This window comes from Zobellia russellii (assembly GCF_044597075.1).
Lineage (GTDB): Bacteria > Bacteroidota > Bacteroidia > Flavobacteriales > Flavobacteriaceae > Zobellia > Zobellia russellii.
Genome location: NZ_CP139000.1, coordinates 1,186,581 through 1,204,843 on the forward strand (window position 1 = coordinate 1,186,581; position 18,263 = coordinate 1,204,843).

At 38.5% G+C, this 18,263-nt stretch carries 14 protein-coding genes and 1 pseudogene; 12 read left to right on the top strand and 3 right to left on the bottom strand.

The features are described 5' to 3' along the window. Positions 1–137 precede the first annotated feature (137 nt). Positions 138–1,358: a cation:proton antiporter gene (locus SJY45_RS05065; RefSeq protein ID WP_400073501.1), complete on the bottom strand. Its 1,221-nt coding sequence runs from the start codon at positions 1,356–1,358 to the stop codon at positions 138–140. A 116-nt stretch (positions 1,359–1,474) separates the two neighbouring features. Next, the gene (locus SJY45_RS05070) at positions 1,475–1,930 is read right to left on the bottom strand and encodes a response regulator (protein WP_400073502.1); all 456 of its coding nucleotides are present in this window, start codon (positions 1,928–1,930) and stop codon (positions 1,475–1,477) included. A 344-nt stretch (positions 1,931–2,274) separates the two neighbouring features. On the opposite strand from SJY45_RS05070, the gene SJY45_RS05075 reads away from it, so the two are divergent. From SJY45_RS05075 to SJY45_RS05130, 12 genes and pseudogenes are all read left to right on the top strand, one after another. Further along, entirely contained in the window at positions 2,275–2,802 is a 528-nt protein-coding gene (locus SJY45_RS05075) for an RNA polymerase sigma-70 factor (protein WP_400073503.1), read from the top strand. Positions 2,803–2,882: 80 nt separating this feature from the next. Then, positions 2,883–3,875, top strand: a complete 993-nt coding sequence (locus SJY45_RS05080) for a FecR family protein (protein ID WP_400073504.1) — start codon at positions 2,883–2,885, stop codon at positions 3,873–3,875. A gap of 125 nt (positions 3,876–4,000) precedes the next feature. Beyond that, positions 4,001–7,483, top strand: coding sequence for a SusC/RagA family TonB-linked outer membrane protein (locus tag SJY45_RS05085; RefSeq protein WP_400073505.1), 3,483 nt, complete (start codon positions 4,001–4,003; stop codon positions 7,481–7,483). A gap of 12 nt (positions 7,484–7,495) precedes the next feature. After that, entirely contained in the window at positions 7,496–8,884 is a 1,389-nt protein-coding gene (locus SJY45_RS05090; RefSeq protein WP_400073506.1) for a RagB/SusD family nutrient uptake outer membrane protein, read from the top strand. 9 nt (positions 8,885–8,893) lie between these two features. After that, complete coding sequence (locus SJY45_RS05095; RefSeq protein ID WP_400073507.1) at positions 8,894–9,709, top strand: glycerophosphodiester phosphodiesterase family protein; 816 nt, start codon at positions 8,894–8,896, stop codon at positions 9,707–9,709. 1 nt (position 9,710) lies between these two features. After that, the gene (locus tag SJY45_RS05100; protein WP_400073508.1) at positions 9,711–9,851 is read left to right on the top strand and encodes a hypothetical protein; all 141 of its coding nucleotides are present in this window, start codon (positions 9,711–9,713) and stop codon (positions 9,849–9,851) included. A 10-nt stretch (positions 9,852–9,861) separates the two neighbouring features. Next, positions 9,862–10,713 carry a glycerophosphodiester phosphodiesterase family protein gene (locus SJY45_RS05105; protein ID WP_400073509.1) on the top strand — a complete coding sequence of 284 codons (852 nt, stop codon included), beginning with the start codon at positions 9,862–9,864 and terminating at the stop codon, positions 10,711–10,713. 23 nt (positions 10,714–10,736) lie between these two features. Further along, positions 10,737–12,143 (top strand): metallophosphoesterase, encoded by a 1,407-nt coding sequence (locus tag SJY45_RS05110; RefSeq protein WP_400073510.1) that lies wholly within the window; start codon positions 10,737–10,739, stop codon positions 12,141–12,143. A gap of 985 nt (positions 12,144–13,128) precedes the next feature. Continuing rightward, positions 13,129–15,507 (top strand): TonB-dependent receptor domain-containing protein, encoded by a 2,379-nt coding sequence (locus SJY45_RS05115; RefSeq protein ID WP_400073511.1) that lies wholly within the window; start codon positions 13,129–13,131, stop codon positions 15,505–15,507. Between the two features lie 70 nt (positions 15,508–15,577). Then, a complete protein-coding gene (locus SJY45_RS05120; protein WP_400073512.1) occupies positions 15,578–16,393 on the top strand; it encodes a DUF4625 domain-containing protein in 816 nt (271 codons plus the stop codon). Between the two features lie 59 nt (positions 16,394–16,452). Continuing rightward, entirely contained in the window at positions 16,453–16,932 is a 480-nt protein-coding gene (locus SJY45_RS05125) for a DUF4625 domain-containing protein (protein WP_400073513.1), read from the top strand. A gap of 143 nt (positions 16,933–17,075) precedes the next feature. Continuing rightward, a pseudogene (locus SJY45_RS05130) lies at positions 17,076–17,243 on the top strand (alkaline phosphatase); the annotation flags it as partial. Positions 17,244–17,347: 104 nt separating this feature from the next. Here SJY45_RS05130 and xerA read toward each other — a convergent pair. Beyond that, a complete protein-coding gene (gene xerA / locus SJY45_RS05135) occupies positions 17,348–18,166 on the bottom strand; it encodes a site-specific tyrosine recombinase/integron integrase (protein ID WP_400073514.1) in 819 nt (272 codons plus the stop codon). Positions 18,167–18,263 lie beyond the last annotated feature (97 nt).

The window sequence follows — 18,263 nt, forward strand, 5'->3', positions numbered from 1 at the left end:
CAATATTAAATGTAGTTTTTGTATTTATCCGAAAGTGATGCAAAGCGATAATTTGATACTCCTAATACATAGTATCAAATCTTTCTTTTAGATTGAATAGAGTATAATTTCTACCTAGGTCTAAAATAAAAATTCCATTAACCTGGATTATTTTTCTTGAAATAGGATATAACACTAGGGCCTGTAATTCCATGAATTAAAATACTGAACAGTACTACATAAGACACAAATGCATAAACTTCGTTAGTAGCAATAAAATTCCCTTCATGTAACGCAAATGCCAAATAGAAAAAAGAGCCTACCCCCTTAATTCCAAAGGATGAAACGGCCCATTTTTTAGGCTCCGTAAAGGGAGTTCCCATTAAAGCTATTCTACCGGTGAGAGGTCTAATGACAATAATAGTAACCAAAGCGATTACTATTCCTTGCCAAGTGGCAAAATTTAAAATTCCCGATGCTATAAAACCTCCAAAAAGAATAGTCCATACCATTATTAGAAACTCCTCTATCTTTTCGTTGAACAATAAAATCTCCTGTTTATCTTCATCGGAATTTATATTGTCCGTTTGCTCAGTTTGCTTCAGTTTTTTGTGAAAGTGATATTGTGCGAACAAGCCGGCAAAGAACGTGCTAAGGAATCCATAAGTACTCAATAGCTCTGCAAGGCTAAAAGAAAAAAATGCGAGACCTATTCCAACAAATCCGGAAAGAACCTTGTTTTTATGTATGGACTTTAGGTTACGAATCAAATAACTAAAGACAAAACCCAATAAGCTTCCAATGAGTACCCCTCCAAGAATCTTGAACACCATGTAATAACCAAACCAATAGGTGAGATCTATATTTTGAAATGAAGTGCTTTGAGACCATAAAATTGCCAAAAACACGAACGGAAACGCCATACCATCGTTCAAACCAGCTTCAGAAGTAAGTAAATAGCGCATTCCCGTATTTTTCTTATCATACATTTCGTCCTTTTTTAACTGGAGCTCCGCTGCCAATACAGGGTCCGTAGGTGCACAGACGGCAGCAATTAATAGCGAGGATGCTCCATCAAATCCTAAAAAATAATGACAGATAAGAAACAAAAACGAGATGTATAACGGCATGGTAATCAGTATGAGCCGCAATGTATTTTTCCAATGCCTAGGACTATATCTCATTCCTAGTTTTAAACCCGCCCCCATAAGGCTAATAATTACTATTATTTCCGTAATTATTGTTACCTGTTTATTGCCCCATATGGGTTCAGGCCAATTTACCGGTACCCCTAGGTAATAGGTTAGAAAACCAATAAGTAGCAATGGTACGGTAAAAGAAACTTTTATACGAGATAGTACTAATGGCAAAAAGGCCATTAGTACTATAACGAAGCTGAATACTAGGAGAATGTAATAATAGTCTTTAATAACTTTAATTTTAAGTACTATGAAACAAATAAGACCTTAATGAGTCTCCCCTTTTCCTAAAATGATCAGACCACAATATTAATTAATGCGGGGCCACTAATTGCATTTCTTTTTAATGAATCAAGCGTTCTTTCAAGAGACGACACAAGAGATTCAAACGACGCGGTTTTTCTTAGATATCTATTGGCTCCACATTCAAAAAGCTCTTCAATACGGTCTATATCAAATTCGGTTGAATATAAGACTATGGGAACATTCTGAAACAATGGATTCTTACGGATTTTAATTAGACAGTCGCTACCATCCATCATAGGCATGTAAAGGTCCAAAAAAATAACATCAGGTAAAGCAGTGCCGGTCTCAAGTTCCTTTAGTAATTCTAATGCATTGTTAAAAGTGCGTAAGGAAATTGGCGCGTCAATTTCAGCCAAGGCATCACTAAATATTTCTTGATCAGTGGCATCATCGTCCGCCAAGAATACGGACCATTTTTTGTCGGTAGTGATATTTGAGGTAATCATTGAGTAAATCTTTTATGTTAACGAATGCCCTAACGGGTTTTATAAAATAACCACCACTACAGATGCGGTAGTTTAAGAGAGTTAACAAACGAAGATATAATCAACAGGCGATGAAAATGGAACCAATAAAAATTTTAATTAATCGATTTGAAATACTAGCATAAGAATATCTATACCCGGAACCGGACTAAATGATAAACCGAATCAAACCGATAATAGGTTCTTAAAGACCAATTAATCAATACAGGCTACACTGAGTTGAAGTTATTATAAGACAAAATTAAAGTTAAGGTAATATATGCCTTAACTTATCTAGGTATCATTGCAGGTGTTAGACCACACCTATGAAAATCTCAGATGCCAATTTGTTTTTGCTCACTCTCAAAGACAACGAGGTTGCTTTTAAGCAACTCTATGACCGGCTCTGGAAAGGCCTTTATCTATTCTCTCTAAAGCTGTTACAGAATGAAACGGAAGCCAAAGATGTAGTTCAAGATGTTTTCTGTAATCTCTGGACCAAAAGGAAGGAACTAGAAATCAAAAATGTAAAATCCTATTTATTTTCTGCTACTAAATACAAGTGTTTGGAATACATCAGGAAAAACAAAAATTATACTGATTTACTAACTCAGGTAAATCTTGTCCATATAGAAAACAACACAGAGAGAGAATTGGACTTTAAAGAAACCAAATCCAAAATTGAAAATTGCATTGATACTCTGCCATTAAAGACCAAGCAAATTTTCACTATGAGCAGATATGATGATCTGTCTAACAAAGAAATTGCTCATGAATTGAATATTTCTATAAAAACGGTTGAATACCATATAACCCAATCAATCAAACAGTTAACACCTGTTATTGCTTCCTGAAATTATTTTTTTCAAAAAAAACACCTTTTTCTTTAGGGTTACCCCTCTTTTTTCACTCTTACTTATAGAGCACCATAGTAATGACGGAAAAAGAACTTCAAAATTTAATTGATAAGTACATTTCAGGTAACTGTTCCCAAGAGGAAAAGGAGCTTTTGGATAAAGTTCTTGATAGTTATACTAATACGGACGATACAATGCAGATGCAAGACGAAGAGTCCCGTATTCAATCCGAAATATATTCTAACATTATCAAAAAGGGAATAACCCCTACCCAAAACCAATCCCCCAACACTTATAAATGGTTGAAAATTGCAGCCGCAATGATTCTGCTTTTATTTAGTTTAAGTGCTGCTTTTTATACCATCAATCCGTTTGAAAAAGAAGATGTAGTTGCACAAGAATTTATAACTAAATCTACTAAATGGGGGCAGCGTTCCACCTTAACACTACAAGATGGAACAAAAATTACCTTAAACGCTGGCAGTAGTGTTGAGTTTCCCGAAAGTTTCAATAACCTTTCCAAAAGAGAGATAAAACTCAACGGTGAAGCGTTTTTTGAAGTAGCAAAAAATCCCTCCAAACCGTTTATTATACATACCGAAAACGTAACAACCCAAGTATTGGGAACCTCGTTCAATGTAAACGCTTACGATTTTAGTGAAAATATATCTGTTACGGTCAGGACAGGAAAAGTACGCGTACAATCAGAAAATAAGGATGGTGATATTAATACGGTATATCTAACGCCAAATCAGATGGCAGAGTACAGTAAAAAGGGGGATGAACTTATCACCTCTACCGTTGCCAATGAGAACTATCTAGATTGGAAAAATGGAATTATCAGATTTAACGACATCACTTTCCTAGAAGCCTCAAAAATGCTAACCAGATGGTATGGTATTGAAGTAGACTTCCAGTCTCCATCTCTTAAAAACTGCCATGTTACAGCTCGTTACGAAAAAGCAAAACTTCACGTAGTCTTAGAGAGTATAAAATTTGCCACCAAAGGTATGGACTACGAGTATTTAGAAAATAACACCATTTTATTTAAAGGATCATGCAACCATTAAAACCCTTAACGACCATGTAAGATAGACTCAAAACAAAAAAGCAGCCTGTGACACTTTGGCGAGGATCAACAGACTGCATAGCATTTAACGATTAAATAGATAACCATTAAACATTCTGTGAAGTTATGAATTCACTAAGTATTAAACAATTTATTGCGTTGACAATGAAAATTACCGTTCTACTTGTGATTGTTGCGCTAATGAACCCTCTTTTTGCATCGACGGTTGAAGCACAACGATTAGACCAAGTTTCTGTAGAACTATCCCTAAAGAATGCCTCTATTGAAGAGGTCATCTCAACTATTGAGGAACAAACTGCATTTAACTTTGTTTATGGGCGTTCCATTACCAATTTAAAAAATAGGTACAACTTTAATTACAGAGGAGTCTCGTTAAAATCAGTTTTGGAAATCCTGGCCAAAGACGCAGGTCTTGCATTTAGGCGAATAGATGAGAATATTTCCATAGATAGACGAAAGCAAACCGAAAAGAAAGTTGTTGACCTAATTTTTCAACAAGTTGAAGGAAGGGTTCTAGACGAAACCGGCCAACCCTTACCCGGAGCCTCTATTGTAGAAAAAGGAACTACTAATGGTACAGCTACGGATTTTGATGGCAATTACAGTATTAATGTGGGACCGGATGCGGTACTGGTTGTATCCTATATTGGTTACGACACAGAATATATTCCCGTAGGAAACGAGACACAGATAGACATTAAATTATCCATGGCTTCCTCTGCCTTACAAGAAGTTGTGCTTATTGGCTATGGCCAACAGGCCAGGGCCAAAGTTGTTGGGTCAGTTTCAGAAATAAAAAACAGCGAACTTGAAAATGTTACAGCTGCTACGGTTGACCAGCAACTGGCAGGTAAAATTTCCGGGGTAATTATTAACCAATCTAACGGACAACCGGGTACAGATTCGCAAATTATTATTAGAGGTACAGGAACGCTAACTGCAGGTACCAACCCTTTAATCGTAGTTGATGGTTTTCCGCTTACGGAAGGCAGTTCACTAAGTTCTGTAAACCCTAACGATATTGCGGAAATCAATATTTTAAAAGATGCCGCTTCTGCATCTATCTATGGTTCAAGAGCAGCGAATGGAGTAATATTGATTACTACCAAATCCGGTACCCGTAATCAAAAAACAACGGTAACACTAGAAACTTATGGCGGCGTGCAACAGCAAAGTTCCGGAGTGGAATTGGTAGATGGTTATGAATTTGCTCAATTCCTAACGGAAGCTAGAAACTGGGGCTATGTTTCCAAAGACCCAGCTAATAGAAGCGAAACGGATCCAAATTCGGTAAGGGTCACAAAACTAATTGATGGAAAACAGATTGACGGCCGTGAACTTTTCTTGCCGGAATTGACTCCCTACTTAAATGGTGAGCCCGGTCTTGTTAATACTGACTGGATCAATGAGGGCTTTAGAAATGCCGCTTTATCAAATTATGCACTTTCTGTTTCGGGAGGAAATGAAAAAACAACGTACTATACATCTTTAGGATATTATGATCAAGAAGGTGTTGTTGTTGGTACGGATTTTAAACGCTACTCAGGATCTATAAACCTTCAGAGCCAAATTTCGGAAAAGGTGAAATTTGGCATTAACTTAAAGCCTACGTATTCCATTGAAAATTCGGTTGACCAAGGTAGCCGTAGTAATGGTGTACTTGGGCTCTCTGTCCTTAATTTCCCATTCTATAGTCCATACAATTCAGATGGAAGCATTAATATCAGTGATCAACTTGTACACGAACAGCATGAAGTTGAAGGCGTTCGTATTAACGGTACGCCGGTTGAAAACCTAATTGCCACAGCCAATTTAATTACGGACGTTAAAAAACGTTTTAGGATTTTTGGTAATGCCTTTATAGATGCAGAAATTCTAGAGGGACTAACCTATAAATTCTCATTAGGCGGAGATTATGATTCCTATGTACGGGATTACTACTACCCTATTGGTGTGGGATCATACCGAACTCCAGCCCCAAGAGCAGATGCCAATGGAGAACAACGCAAACAGAACAAAATCAACTATTTGCTAGAGAATACCTTAACGTATGACAAGAGTTTTGGGAAACATCACCTTAACCTTTTAGGTGGTTATACTTTTCAAAAGGAAAATACGGATTATACAAGGGTAATAGGTACCGGATATGCAGATGATAACATTCAGAATATTGCGGGTGCTAGTGCTTTTACGGCATCGGCGGATGTAGGTATATGGACGTTAGAGTCTTACCTGGCTCGTTTGCAATATGATTTTGATTCTAAATATTTAATATCGGCAGCCATTCGTCGCGACGGTTCTTCAAGATTCGGAATCAACAATAGATGGGGTAACTTTCCATCCGTTGCAGCCGGTTGGGTATTTACCAGAGAAGACTTTTTTCCTCAAAATGATGTAGTAAGTTTTGGTAAGATATCCGCCAGTTGGGGGCAAACAGGAAACAACCAGATTGGCACCTATGCTTCTAAAGCATTGGTAACGGATTCCAACTACGTATTTGATGGTGGCATTGCACCAGGATATATTACCACATCTGCCCCTAATCCAGATTTGGGATGGGAAGTAGCTTCTTCCTTTAACATTGGCCTAGACCTTGGTTTGTTCAACAATAAATTGAACTTTAATATGGCCTATTACAAGACCAACACCAAAGATTTGCTATTGGATGTTCCTGTTCCACAGCAAACTGGTTATGATAATGTATTGGCCAATATTGGAGAGATGGAAAACCAAGGCTGGGAGTTTCAGATATCAGGGAACAATTTTAAAGTAGGAGAATTGGGTATTGGATTTAACGCCAACCTAACCTCCTATGAAAACAAAGTTATTGCTCTTGGACCAGGTCAAGATAAAATTGCTACAGGTAGGGACCAACTTTTTACAACCCAGATTGGTAGACCTATAGCCGAAATCTATGGCTACACCTTAGATGGTGTATTCAAGACACAAGAAGAAATTGATTCTACACCACATTTGGACGGTACGCTTACGGGCGATTTAAAAGTAGTTGACATTAATAATGACGGTGTTATAGATGATGAGGACAAGAGTTCCAAAGGCACTTATGCTCCGGATTTTACTTATGGCTTTGGTGTAAACTTGGATTATAAGGGTTTTACTTTAAGCGCCAATTTTGCAGGTGTTGAAGGAAGAACATTATTGGATGGAGACTTAAGCTCTATAACTGAATCCGGAGAAGGTTTTGGGGTTCCTACCAAATATTATTTTGATAATAGGTATCACCCTGTCAACAATCCTGACGGATTTTTGGGACAACCCAACTTTGGTAATTTTTCCAACTCAAGAAAAATTCTGCGTAGCTCTGTTACCGTAGAAGAGAACAATGGGGATTATTTCAGGTTTAGAGACTTACGAATAGGTTATAACTTTCAAGAAAACCTTTTGGAGAGAATTAAACTTTCCGGCTTGCAGGTTTATTTTTCTGGAAACAACCTGTTCACCTCAACCAAGTGGAGAGGCTGGAACCCTGATGGAACTTCTAGTGACATACTCACGTCCGGCTACAATTCCGGTGGCAACTACCCTATTTCCAAGACCTATACAATCGGTTTAAAAATCTCATACTAAAAAGCTATTCAAATGAAAAAGTATATATCCTTAACTCTTGCCGTTCTTGCACTGGGACTGGTAAGCTGCGAAAAAGAATTAATACAGAACCCGACCACCACCAAGGTTGCCAATAACTTTTACGCCAATGAGGCTGAAATGGAAGAAGCCGTAAATGCGGTGTTCGCTACATTGCAATTTACAGGAGTTTATGACACGGCAATGCCCGCTGTGGGAGAACTGCCCGGTGAAGATGCCTATGATGAAACTCCTGCCAATGATGGTGGCAATTATGGAATGTTGGACGATTTTATAGTAATTCCACAAAGCAGCCTTATTGCTAACGTTTGGGAGGATACCTACAAAGGCATCCAAAGAGCCAATATTGTGCTCAGTAGAATTCAAGAAGTAGAGTTTGAAGACGCAGAGTTAAAACAGGCACGTACCGGAGAAATGCTGTTTATTAGAGCTTTGCTTTATTTTAATTTGGTGAGAACTTTTGGAGACGTTCCCCTTATTATAGACGAAGTTGGTAATCCACAGGAATATTTTGGCCAGTCTAGAACACCTGTTGCGGAAGTCTACACCCAGATTATTTCAGATTTGGAAGCTGCGGAAGATGCTCTCCCCTCTCGCAATGACAGCAACAGAGGACGCGTTGTAAAGACGGCAGCACAGACCCTTTTGGGTAAAGTACACCTTACCCTAGGAGATTACTCTGCCGCAAAGGAAAGTTTGTTAAAAGTGGTGAACTCTAACGCTCATGATTTAATTGCGGTAGATGAAGTTTTTTCAGTTGATAACGAACTTAATGAAGAACTCATATTTGTGGTGCAGTACGCTTCAGGAATAAACTCTAATGGCGAAGGTTCTGATGCTTATAGAATGTTCAACCCAACCGGAAGACAGGATGGCGGTATGGCCGGTACCAAAGGGCATGGCGTACTTAAACCTGATTTCTTCGCATTGTACGATGATGCAGATACCCGAAAAGGAGTGTTTGTAGGACAATTGGAATCCGGTTTAGCTTATAATAATAAAATTGCCGTTCCCACAACCGTGATTGGCGACTCCCCTAGTGACTGGGTAGTATTGCGTTACGCCGATGTGCTTCTTATGTTGGCCGAGATAGAAAACGAATTGGGCAACACTGTGGAAGCTGCCACTTATTTGAATGAAATTCGTAACAGAGCTGATCTTGGGGATTATAACGGTGGTACGGATAAGGCCTCATTATTTGCTGAAATTGATTTACAAAGACGTTTAGAGTTGGTTTGGGAAGGTCACCGTTGGTTCGATTTATTACGCCAAGGTCGTGCACAGTCCGTTTTGGGCATCACGGATGCCAACAAATTACTACTACCGCTGCCCGCAAGTCAAATAGCCGCGGACCCGGCATTAGTTCAAAATCCAGGTTACTAAGAATAGAATATGAAGAAACAGATAAAATACACCGTTAAAGGGTTTTTGTTTTTGATATTTGGAATGCAAATGGTTGTGGGACAGGAGTCCCACAACGCATCCAAAAGCAAAGCCACGCAAATTTTACATCAGCTTAAAAATCCGTCTGCGGAATATATCGTTGCCATTTCCCACAGAGGAGATTGGCGCTATGCACCTGAAAATTCATTAATGGCCGTTCAAAGGTGTATTGACTTGGGTATTGATGTAATTGAATTGGATTTTAGGCTTACTAAAGATGGTCATCTAGTGGCTATGCATGACACTACGGTGGATAGAACAACTGACGGAAGTGGAAAAGTAAATGAGTTGACCTTGGCGGAGATAAAACAATTTCGCCTTAAAAATGCTGCTGGAGTTAGGCATTCCAACCAACAGGTGCCCACACTAGAGGAGGTCATGAACTTGGTAAAAGGTAAGGTCATGGTAAACTTGGACAAGACCGAAAGTAAATGGGTAAGGGAGTCGTATGAAGTTTTAAAGAAGACCGGAACCGTAGACCATGCTATTTTTAAAGGTAATGATGACGTTAAGGTGATGCGCCAAAAATACGGTTCCCTTATGGATAGCATTATATACATGCCCAAACTTTGGTACAAGAATCCAAAAGTAAAAGAGCTATACCAAGGATATGAAAAAGACATTAATCCGTTCTACTACGAAACTATCTTTGATACCGAACAAGCCCAACCGCTTTTAATAGCCAAATCACAAATGAAAACTAATGGAGATGGTTTTTTAGCAATTGCTCTCTGGGATGAATTATGTGCCGGTAGAACAGAATGAAATGGCTCTATTGCAAGGTCCTGACAAAGCTTGGGGCTGGTTATTGGAACAAGGTGCCAACGCAATCATGACGGATAGACCTGAAGAATTGCTTCGCTATCTTGAAAGCAAAGGTTTAAGAACCATGAAAACCGTGAATTAAAATTGATAAAATGAATCTAAAAATAAACCTGAGCACTATTGTTTTTGCTTTTTTGTGCTTCAACCAAGGTTTCTGTCAAACAACAAAGGCAGATAGTATTTTACATGATTTTAATGAACGACCCGAAAAGATTCTAGTGGCGGCCCATAGGGCCGCTCACCAGAATTATCCGGAAAACTCAATTGCTGCCATCCGTGAAAGCATCCGTTTGGGAGTAGAAATTGTTGAATTGGACATCAGGGTTACCAAAGATGATAAATTAGTGGTAATGCACGACCGTACCGTAGACCGAACCACCAATGGTACTGGTAAAGTTGAGATGCTCAGTTATGAGCAAATACAGCAACTTCATCTTAAACATAATAACCACCCGACCGAAGAACAGGTTCCTACTTTTGAAGAAGTGCTTTTAGAAACAAAAGGGAAAATTTTAATTGATGTGGACTTTAAAGCTGCTCCTAAACATATTGACAAAGCCCTTGCGCTAATCAAAAAACATAATATGGAAGAGCAAATTATCTTCTTTTTGTACAATCATAAGCTATCTCCAAAACTTCATGAGAAAAGTCCGGACATTAAAATTATGCCTAGGGCCCATAGCCAGGATGAAGTAGAAGAAATTCTAAAGTGGGATTACATTAAAGTCATCCACGTTGATGAAAGTTATTATGATGATGCACTTATGAAGCATATTTTAGATGCTAACGTTCGAGTATGGATGAATGCTTTGGGCAAATATGACAGCATGGAAAAAACCGAGAAGAATTCCGGTTTTAAAGCCTTATTAAAGCAAAAAAACATTAATATCATTCAAACAGACCTTCCAGAGGAATTAAATGAATTTCTTTTAATCGAAAAGTAACCTATTCCATAATGCCGCATCAGATGAAACTAAAACCATTTACCCTCATTTTAAGCCTTCTAACTTTGTTAATCGTAAATATTGGTTACGCCCAAGTCAACGAAGACCTTAATACCCATGGCCACAGCCATTACAAATCTTTTTCTAAGATAGCTGCTCATAAATTAATATTTCCCTCTGAAGTTCCTGATCGTATTATTGTTAATCTAACTGCGGACCCGGCCCATAGTTTTGCCGTAAACTGGCGCACCCAGCAATCCGTAGATTCCGCTTTTGTAGAAGTTGCCCTAGAATCCCATGGGCCGGAATTACGACTATCCGGTAATTCTAGGAGAATATTGGCCAAAACACAACTGTTCGAGAACGAAAATATACGGGACGAAGAACCCAAAGTGCTTGCTGCTTACCATTCGGCTTTGGTAGACAGTCTAGAACCTGGTAAAATTTATGTATACCGTGTTGGATATGGAACACCGAACGCGAATACTTGGAGCGAATGGTTTCAAATAGAAATGCCCGATGCAGATATAAATACCCCTTTCAGCTTTGTATATTTTGGAGATGCGCAGAACGATGTAAAATCCATGTGGTCTCGAGTCATTCGCAAATCCTACAAAATGGTGCCGAATGTGGATTTTATGCTGCATGCCGGTGATTTGATTAATCAAAGTGAATCCAATGAGGAATGGGGTGAATGGTTTTACGCAGGCAGCTACATTCACGCTACAGTACCAAGCGTAATGACGCCCGGTAATCATGAGTATAAGGATGGGGAGCTTTCCAAACTGTGGAAACCCCAGTTCAACCTGCCGCAAAACGGTCCTCAATTGGAGGATATGGAAACCTATTACACACTGGACTACCAAAATATGAAGTTGATTTCCTTTGATGCGGAACAGTTTGATGAGCACCCTAAATCTCGTAAAAAAGTATTGGAATGGCTTGAAAAAACCCTATCCACAAATACCCGTAAATGGATAACGCTTTTTATGCACTACCCTATTTATTCTACCGCTAAGGGGCGTGATAACAAAGTATTACGGGAAGCGTTAAAACCCTTAATTGACAAGTACAAGGTGGATTTGGTATTGCAAGGCCATGACCACACCTATGCCCGTGGAAACGACCTAAACAAAGACCTAGGCAAAACCATTATTTCAGATGTTGGGACTATCTATGCCGTATCCGTTAGTGGTCCTAAAATGTATGAATCCCAAGATCAGGAATGGATGGCCCGCCGTGGTGAATTCACTCAATTGTTCCAGATTATTACGGTTTCTAAAAACACCATAAAATACCAAGCCTTTACACCTTTAGGAGGATTGTACGATAGTTTTGAATTACAAAAAGATGATACCGGAGCAAAAAAACTCATCAATCAAGAAGTAGAACTTCCTTTACGGTTGAAAAAGGATCTGATTGGGGAGTAAATCTTATAGTGGTCTTATACCCTTACATCACCGTAATAATAAGTAAAATTCCGTAGTAATGTATATGTGAATCCTCATCTTCATTATGCAATGGAACATGCTTTTGTATAATATATGGAGTTATCGTCTTTTTGGTTTTTTCACATATATGCTGTAATCCTATTCATAAAAAACAACAAAGAGCCTTACCTACCCTAATTTCACTTGCACATTCGAATTTATGACACTCCTTTATCCTTATCATTATTGCACCTTAATTGCATTATAATCGCAATTCAGTTGCATTAATGGTTTTTATTATTAATTTTGCCGACGTAACGGCTGTGTCACACAGCCATTGAACATAAGAGAATCCAATAGTAAAGTTTCCATTGGACAATATGTTAATGAGCGTTTATAGTGAACAACAAAAGTTTACAAGCTACAGTCAATTGCAGGCAATAGCTTTATTAAAGGTTAGATTCATAATATTTTTAGTTCAGTAGTTTTTCTAATGAAGAATGGTCGTTTAAGAAATAGTATAACGTTTCTCCTCCTTGCCCTGTTCATTACTACAAAAATGGCAGGCCTTCACGTATTTTCACATACAGATGAAGATAAACATGGTGTGGAATGCTCTATTTGTCTCCATGTAAACACCATTAATTTAACTCCTGCTATTACTCCTGAATCTCCGAATTCGGCAATTGAGAATACAATATACTTACTTCAAGAAACGGCAAACGAAATTTATAGCTTTGTCGGTTCGAGTTTAATTGCCACGGACCAGCTTTTTTCACGGCCCCCACCATTTATAATCTAAGCACTCCTATACGCTGTAATTACTGGTTAGTTTCATAGACAAAAGTTTAATTGTTTTTTACTCTAGAACTATGGTCGTGATTCCATGTACCAAGTAACTGACTACTTACCTCAACAGCTCTAAGTATAGGCTCACCTAGCCCCTTTCCTGGGACAACAGATTATTATCTTTTAGTACTCCATTATGTTTCATAAAATACTAGGTATATGGCTATTCTTTAGTCTATGCGCCACAGCGTTCGCACAAGAAACTTTTCAAATTAAAGGAAATGTATTGCACGCAAAAGACTTATCGCCGGCACAGGGTGCCACTATTGTTGGCAAAAAATTGTATGCCGTTTCAACGGAAAATGGCGCGTTTATCCTAAACAATGTGGCTAAGGGCTCGTACTCCTTTACAATATCTCATATTGGTTGCGAACCTATAACCATTAGTGTTGATGTTAATCAAAATACGGAAGAACTAACCGTATTCTTGCATGAGTCCGCTACCGAATTAGACGAAGTAAAAGTCAATGGAAAAACCAAAAAAAGAGAAGCTTTAGAAGTTCCCATAGTCACTAGGTCGGTATCCAAGGAATTTCTTGATCAGAACAGGGAAAACACGCTAATGCAGACCTTGAGCAAAATTGCTGGGGTCAGCACTATAAACATTGGTTCGGGACAATCCAAACCCGTGATTCGCGGACTGGGTTTTAACCGCGTTGCCGTGGTACAGAACGGCATAAAGCACGAAGCACAGCAATGGGGCAATGATCACGGCCTGGAAATTGACCAACACGGTATCGAAAACATACAGATTATCAAAGGTCCGGCTTCTTTATTATACGGGTCTGATGCCATTGCAGGTGTTGTAGATATACAGCCAAACCAAACACCGTTACCCAATTCTTTTGATGGCGAAGTGAATATTTTGGGCGAAAGCAACAATGATCTGCTGGGCATTTCTGCAGGTGTTACGGCTAGAAAAGACAAATGGTTTTATCGCGGGCGCCTAACTTATAGGGATTATGGCGACTATAAGGTACCGGCTGATCAGATCAATTATGAGAATTACATATTTGAATTGCATGAAAATAATTTAAGGAATACGGCCGGAAACGAAGCGGATGCAAGTCTAGGAATCGGTTTTGTTTCTAATGGCCTAAAATCTGAAACCGTATTTAGTAATGTGAACGCCAAAAACGGATTCTTTGCAAATGCACATGGTTTAGAAGTTAGAACTTCCAGTATAGATTATGACAGCTCTAGCAGAGATATAGACCTTCCCTATCACAAGGTCAATCACTTTAAAATTACGAACAATACTTCAATACGGGTTGGGGAGCATCAGCTACACCTAGACCTTGGTTATCAGAACAATAACCGGGAAGAACATTCTGAGCCTGTTCCTCATGGCTATATGCCAACACCTCCAGAAACCAAAGAAAGATTATTTATTAAAAATACCTACTCGTTAAATTTTCGGGATGCCTTTCAACCCACTGATCAACATGACATGGTGGTAGGTTTAAATACGGAGTACCAGAACAACAATATAGGCGGATGGGGATTTTTAATTCCCGAATACAACCGTTTTACCGCTGGTCTTTTTGCATACGATCAATTTGAGGTCAATTCTAATTTTCATGTTCTAGCAGGCCTACGTTATGATGTTGGCCGTGTAGATACCAAAGCGTATTATGATTGGTTCCCTTCCACCGTAAATAACGAAGATGGCTCTACATCATACATTTTCCTGCAACGGTCAAAAGACAAAACACTGGATTTTGGTAGCCTAAGTGCTTCTTTAGGGCTCAGCTACATCAATAATAAAACCAGTTACAAAATAAACGTTGGCCGAAGCTTTAGAATGCCATTGGCCAATGAATTGGCATCGGACGGTGTTAACTATCACATGTACCGTTATGAAAAAGGGAATATTAGTTTGAACCCGGAAATATCGTATCAGCTAGATTTGGCCGTAGACCATACAGAGAAATCATTTACCGTAGGTGTGAGTCCGTTTGTAAACCTATTTCAAAATTACATTTACCTCAACCCAACATCAAGCTATTACGAAACCATACAGATTTATGAGTATACGCAAGCCAAGGTCTTTAGAATTGGTGGCGAGTTTAACGCAAGCACTGCCATTACTAAAAACCTACAGGTAGATGCCTCTGTAGAATACGTGTATTCCAGGCAGACCAGTGGCGCAAAGGAAGGATTTACACTGCCGTTTTCCCCTCCATTATCCGGCTTGCTCTCCGCTAGATATGAATTCAACAAGCTACTATTATTTAAGAAGCCGCAATTGATCGCCGATTTTAGAATTACAGCGGCCCAAGAAGAAATTGTACCTCCGGAAGAAAAGACGGACGGCTATCAAGTGTTGAACATGTCTTTTTTAACGCAAGTAGATGTTTTTAAGAACGATTTGCCACTGGAAATGCGTGTAAAACTGAACAACGTATTCGATACTAAATATTTTAATCACACCAGTTTCTACAGACTCATAGATGTGCCAGAAGCCGGTAGAAACATCTCATTATCCCTAACAATACCTTTTCAAAATCAGTAATCAGTAATCAGTAATCAGTAATCAGTAATCAGTAATCAGTAATCAGTAATCAAATTAAAAATTAAAACCCATGAAAACAACTAGTATGAAACCAAATTTAAAATTTTTAGCAATCGTTGCTTCCGCCGGACTCTTTTTACAATCCTGTAGTAGTGATGATGATGGGGCTATTGAAATGAATGCTCCTATCATTACCAGTTTTGAGTACGGAGAAGGTCACCATGACGAGGGTGAAGACCACGACCATCAATCAGAAGAAGCATATGCTTTTAAAGGTTCTGACCTTCATCTAGCGGCAGAAATCAGTGCAGAAGCTACCGTAAGCAGTATAACACTTTCAATTCATTCAGATGACGTAACTGCCGAAGAAGGAGAAGTAGACTGGGAATTTGAAAAGGTATTTACGGATGCTAAATACTTAGTAATTAATCCAGAATTTCATGAGCATATAGATATCCCTGCAGATATTCCTTCAGGTGAATACCATATTGAACTTTTGGTAACCGATGAACTAGGGAACAGCACAGAGGTAGAAGGTCACCTTGAAATTATGGACATTATTATTTTAAGCGATTTTTCCATTGATGAAACCGTTGCCAGAGGCGAAGATTTTCATGCCGAATTTATGATCAGTGCCGTAAACGGTATACATGGTATTACCGTTGATATTCACGCACACGGACTAACGCTTGCCGAAGGCGAAGAAGAGTGGCATTTTGAATCTGAGTACACAGAAGGATACCACGAACTGACCGATGCCGAGTTCCACAAACATATTGATGTGCCGGCTACTGCTCCTGCAGGTGAGTACCACATGGTTTTTACTGTGGAAGATGAAGATGACAATACTAAAGAATATGACACACATTTAACTGTTACCGAGTAACTAAATCCAATAACACCGCATAGTACTTAGAAGTGCTATGCGGTTTTAAATCGCATAAAATGAAGTTCTCATTAAAATATTTCTATTTAGCATCCTTTATTTTGTTAACCGCTGCATGCTCTAACGATAACAGTGATGACATAGATGAAGAAAAGCCTACTATCAGCGTTAATTATACAGAAGGTTTTCCACAAGGTTGCACATTGTTGACCAGAGGAGAAACCTATAATTTTAGGGCCATGGTGACCGATAATAGTGAACTGGCCGCTTACAGTATTGATATCCACCATAATTTTGACCATCATACCCATGACGACCAAGTAGCGAAATGTGAATTAGGCGAAGTTCAATCCCCTGTAAATCCCTTAATTTTTGTTGAAAACTATACGATTGAAGGCTCCCTGACCAGTTACGAAATAAATATTGCCGTAACCATACCAAACGATGTTGATACCGGCGATTACCACTGTGCCTATTCGGTTACAGATGCAACCGGCTGGCAAAGCCGAACTTCCATAGATATAAAAATCGTGGAGTAAAAAACACCCATAAGCTTAAACAAACCTTTTACCATATGGAAGCGATAATTACGATTGTTGGTTTTTTAGGCGCGGTAAAAAACTTCATTGTTAAATCATATTCTACACATGAAAGAAAATTTTTATTTAAAGCTTTGACCAAAATACAACTAAAACATAATTCCGTGGGTTGGACCGGTATGCAGCATTCTGCCGATTATGTAGAACTGGCCATGTACGGACCGGGAAGCCAACTGTTGAAACCCTTTATAAAAAATACGGACCTGCACTACCTTATGCTGGAAGCAGCGGAGGTTGAAAATACGTTTTAATGATTTTTACCCTCATACAGAATAGAAACACTAAATGACCGCATTTTACCTTATTAGTATGATAGTTTCAGGAATAAGTGTATCAACTAAGTTTAGTGATTGCTTTAATCATCAAAAGGACTGACCACATTTAACAAAGTAGGTTCTGCAACTTGGGTATAAATCATTGTTGTCTTAATTGAATTGTGACCGAGTAGCTTTTGTATCACCCTTATATCAGTTCCTTTTTCCAAAAGGTGCGTAGCATAACTGTGTCTTAAGGTATGTGCTGTAATCCGTTTATTGATTTTTGCTCTTTTCGCCGCCGCCTTAAGTAATTTATTAAAGCTTGAACTAGAGTACTTCCCCCCTTTTTGACCTTCGAACAAAAAGAGCTTTGGTGAAAATTCTTTGTAATACATACGAAGCATAATTAGAATTTTTTCGGATAAGGGAATTATGCGGTCTTTGTTGCCTTTTGCAGATTTAACATGTATAACCATCCTAGATGAGTTTATGTCCATGATTTTTAAGTCTATTAGTTCGCCAACCCTCAAACCCGCACTATAGGTAAGGGCAATCATGCTTTTATGTTTAACGTTTTTGGCACATTGAATGATTTTTAGAATTTCCGTTTTTGAAATTATCACAGGAAGTTTTTCAGGCTTCCTACTGGGAAATAAAAATTCTAGATTAATATTTTGCCTGAACATCTCCTTATAGTAGAGCTTCAAAGCCATTGCAATCTGTTTCTGATAGGAGTAAGAAACTTTTTTGGTATGCACCATGTGGTAAAAATACCTTTGCAGCTCCGTTTCGCTCACTCGGTTTAAGGTTTTTTGGAAAAAATGCTCGGCCATCTTTACAATTGAAGAATAACTGTCAATCGTATTTTTACTATACCGTTTAACCTCCAATATTTTCACAAAATCAGGAATGGACATATTATGTCTAATATACTAATTAATTCTAAAAAAGTATTAAATTTAAACCTAATACGATGGTTATGTGGAATTTGCCGCATATCCACTAGTTGGCACC

What these genes read in the sequence shown, in the direction of transcription:
- SJY45_RS05065 (WP_400073501.1), bottom strand. Translation starts at nt 1,358, where the DNA reads ATGGCCTTTTTGCCATTAGTACTATCTCGTATAAAAGTTTCTTTTACC.
- SJY45_RS05070 (WP_400073502.1), bottom strand. Translation starts at nt 1,930, where the DNA reads ATGATTACCTCAAATATCACTACCGACAAAAAATGGTCCGTATTCTTG.
- SJY45_RS05075 (WP_400073503.1), top strand. Translation starts at nt 2,275, where the DNA reads ATGAAAATCTCAGATGCCAATTTGTTTTTGCTCACTCTCAAAGACAAC.
- SJY45_RS05080 (WP_400073504.1), top strand. Translation starts at nt 2,883, where the DNA reads ATGACGGAAAAAGAACTTCAAAATTTAATTGATAAGTACATTTCAGGT.
- SJY45_RS05085 (WP_400073505.1), top strand. Translation starts at nt 4,001, where the DNA reads ATGAATTCACTAAGTATTAAACAATTTATTGCGTTGACAATGAAAATT.
- SJY45_RS05090 (WP_400073506.1), top strand. Translation starts at nt 7,496, where the DNA reads ATGAAAAAGTATATATCCTTAACTCTTGCCGTTCTTGCACTGGGACTG.
- SJY45_RS05095 (WP_400073507.1), top strand. Translation starts at nt 8,894, where the DNA reads ATGAAGAAACAGATAAAATACACCGTTAAAGGGTTTTTGTTTTTGATA.
- SJY45_RS05100 (WP_400073508.1), top strand. Translation starts at nt 9,711, where the DNA reads ATGGCTCTATTGCAAGGTCCTGACAAAGCTTGGGGCTGGTTATTGGAA.
- SJY45_RS05105 (WP_400073509.1), top strand. Translation starts at nt 9,862, where the DNA reads ATGAATCTAAAAATAAACCTGAGCACTATTGTTTTTGCTTTTTTGTGC.
- SJY45_RS05110 (WP_400073510.1), top strand. Translation starts at nt 10,737, where the DNA reads ATGAAACTAAAACCATTTACCCTCATTTTAAGCCTTCTAACTTTGTTA.
- SJY45_RS05115 (WP_400073511.1), top strand. Translation starts at nt 13,129, where the DNA reads ATGTTTCATAAAATACTAGGTATATGGCTATTCTTTAGTCTATGCGCC.
- SJY45_RS05120 (WP_400073512.1), top strand. Translation starts at nt 15,578, where the DNA reads ATGAAAACAACTAGTATGAAACCAAATTTAAAATTTTTAGCAATCGTT.
- SJY45_RS05125 (WP_400073513.1), top strand. Translation starts at nt 16,453, where the DNA reads ATGAAGTTCTCATTAAAATATTTCTATTTAGCATCCTTTATTTTGTTA.
- xerA (WP_400073514.1), bottom strand. Translation starts at nt 18,166, where the DNA reads ATGTCCATTCCTGATTTTGTGAAAATATTGGAGGTTAAACGGTATAGT.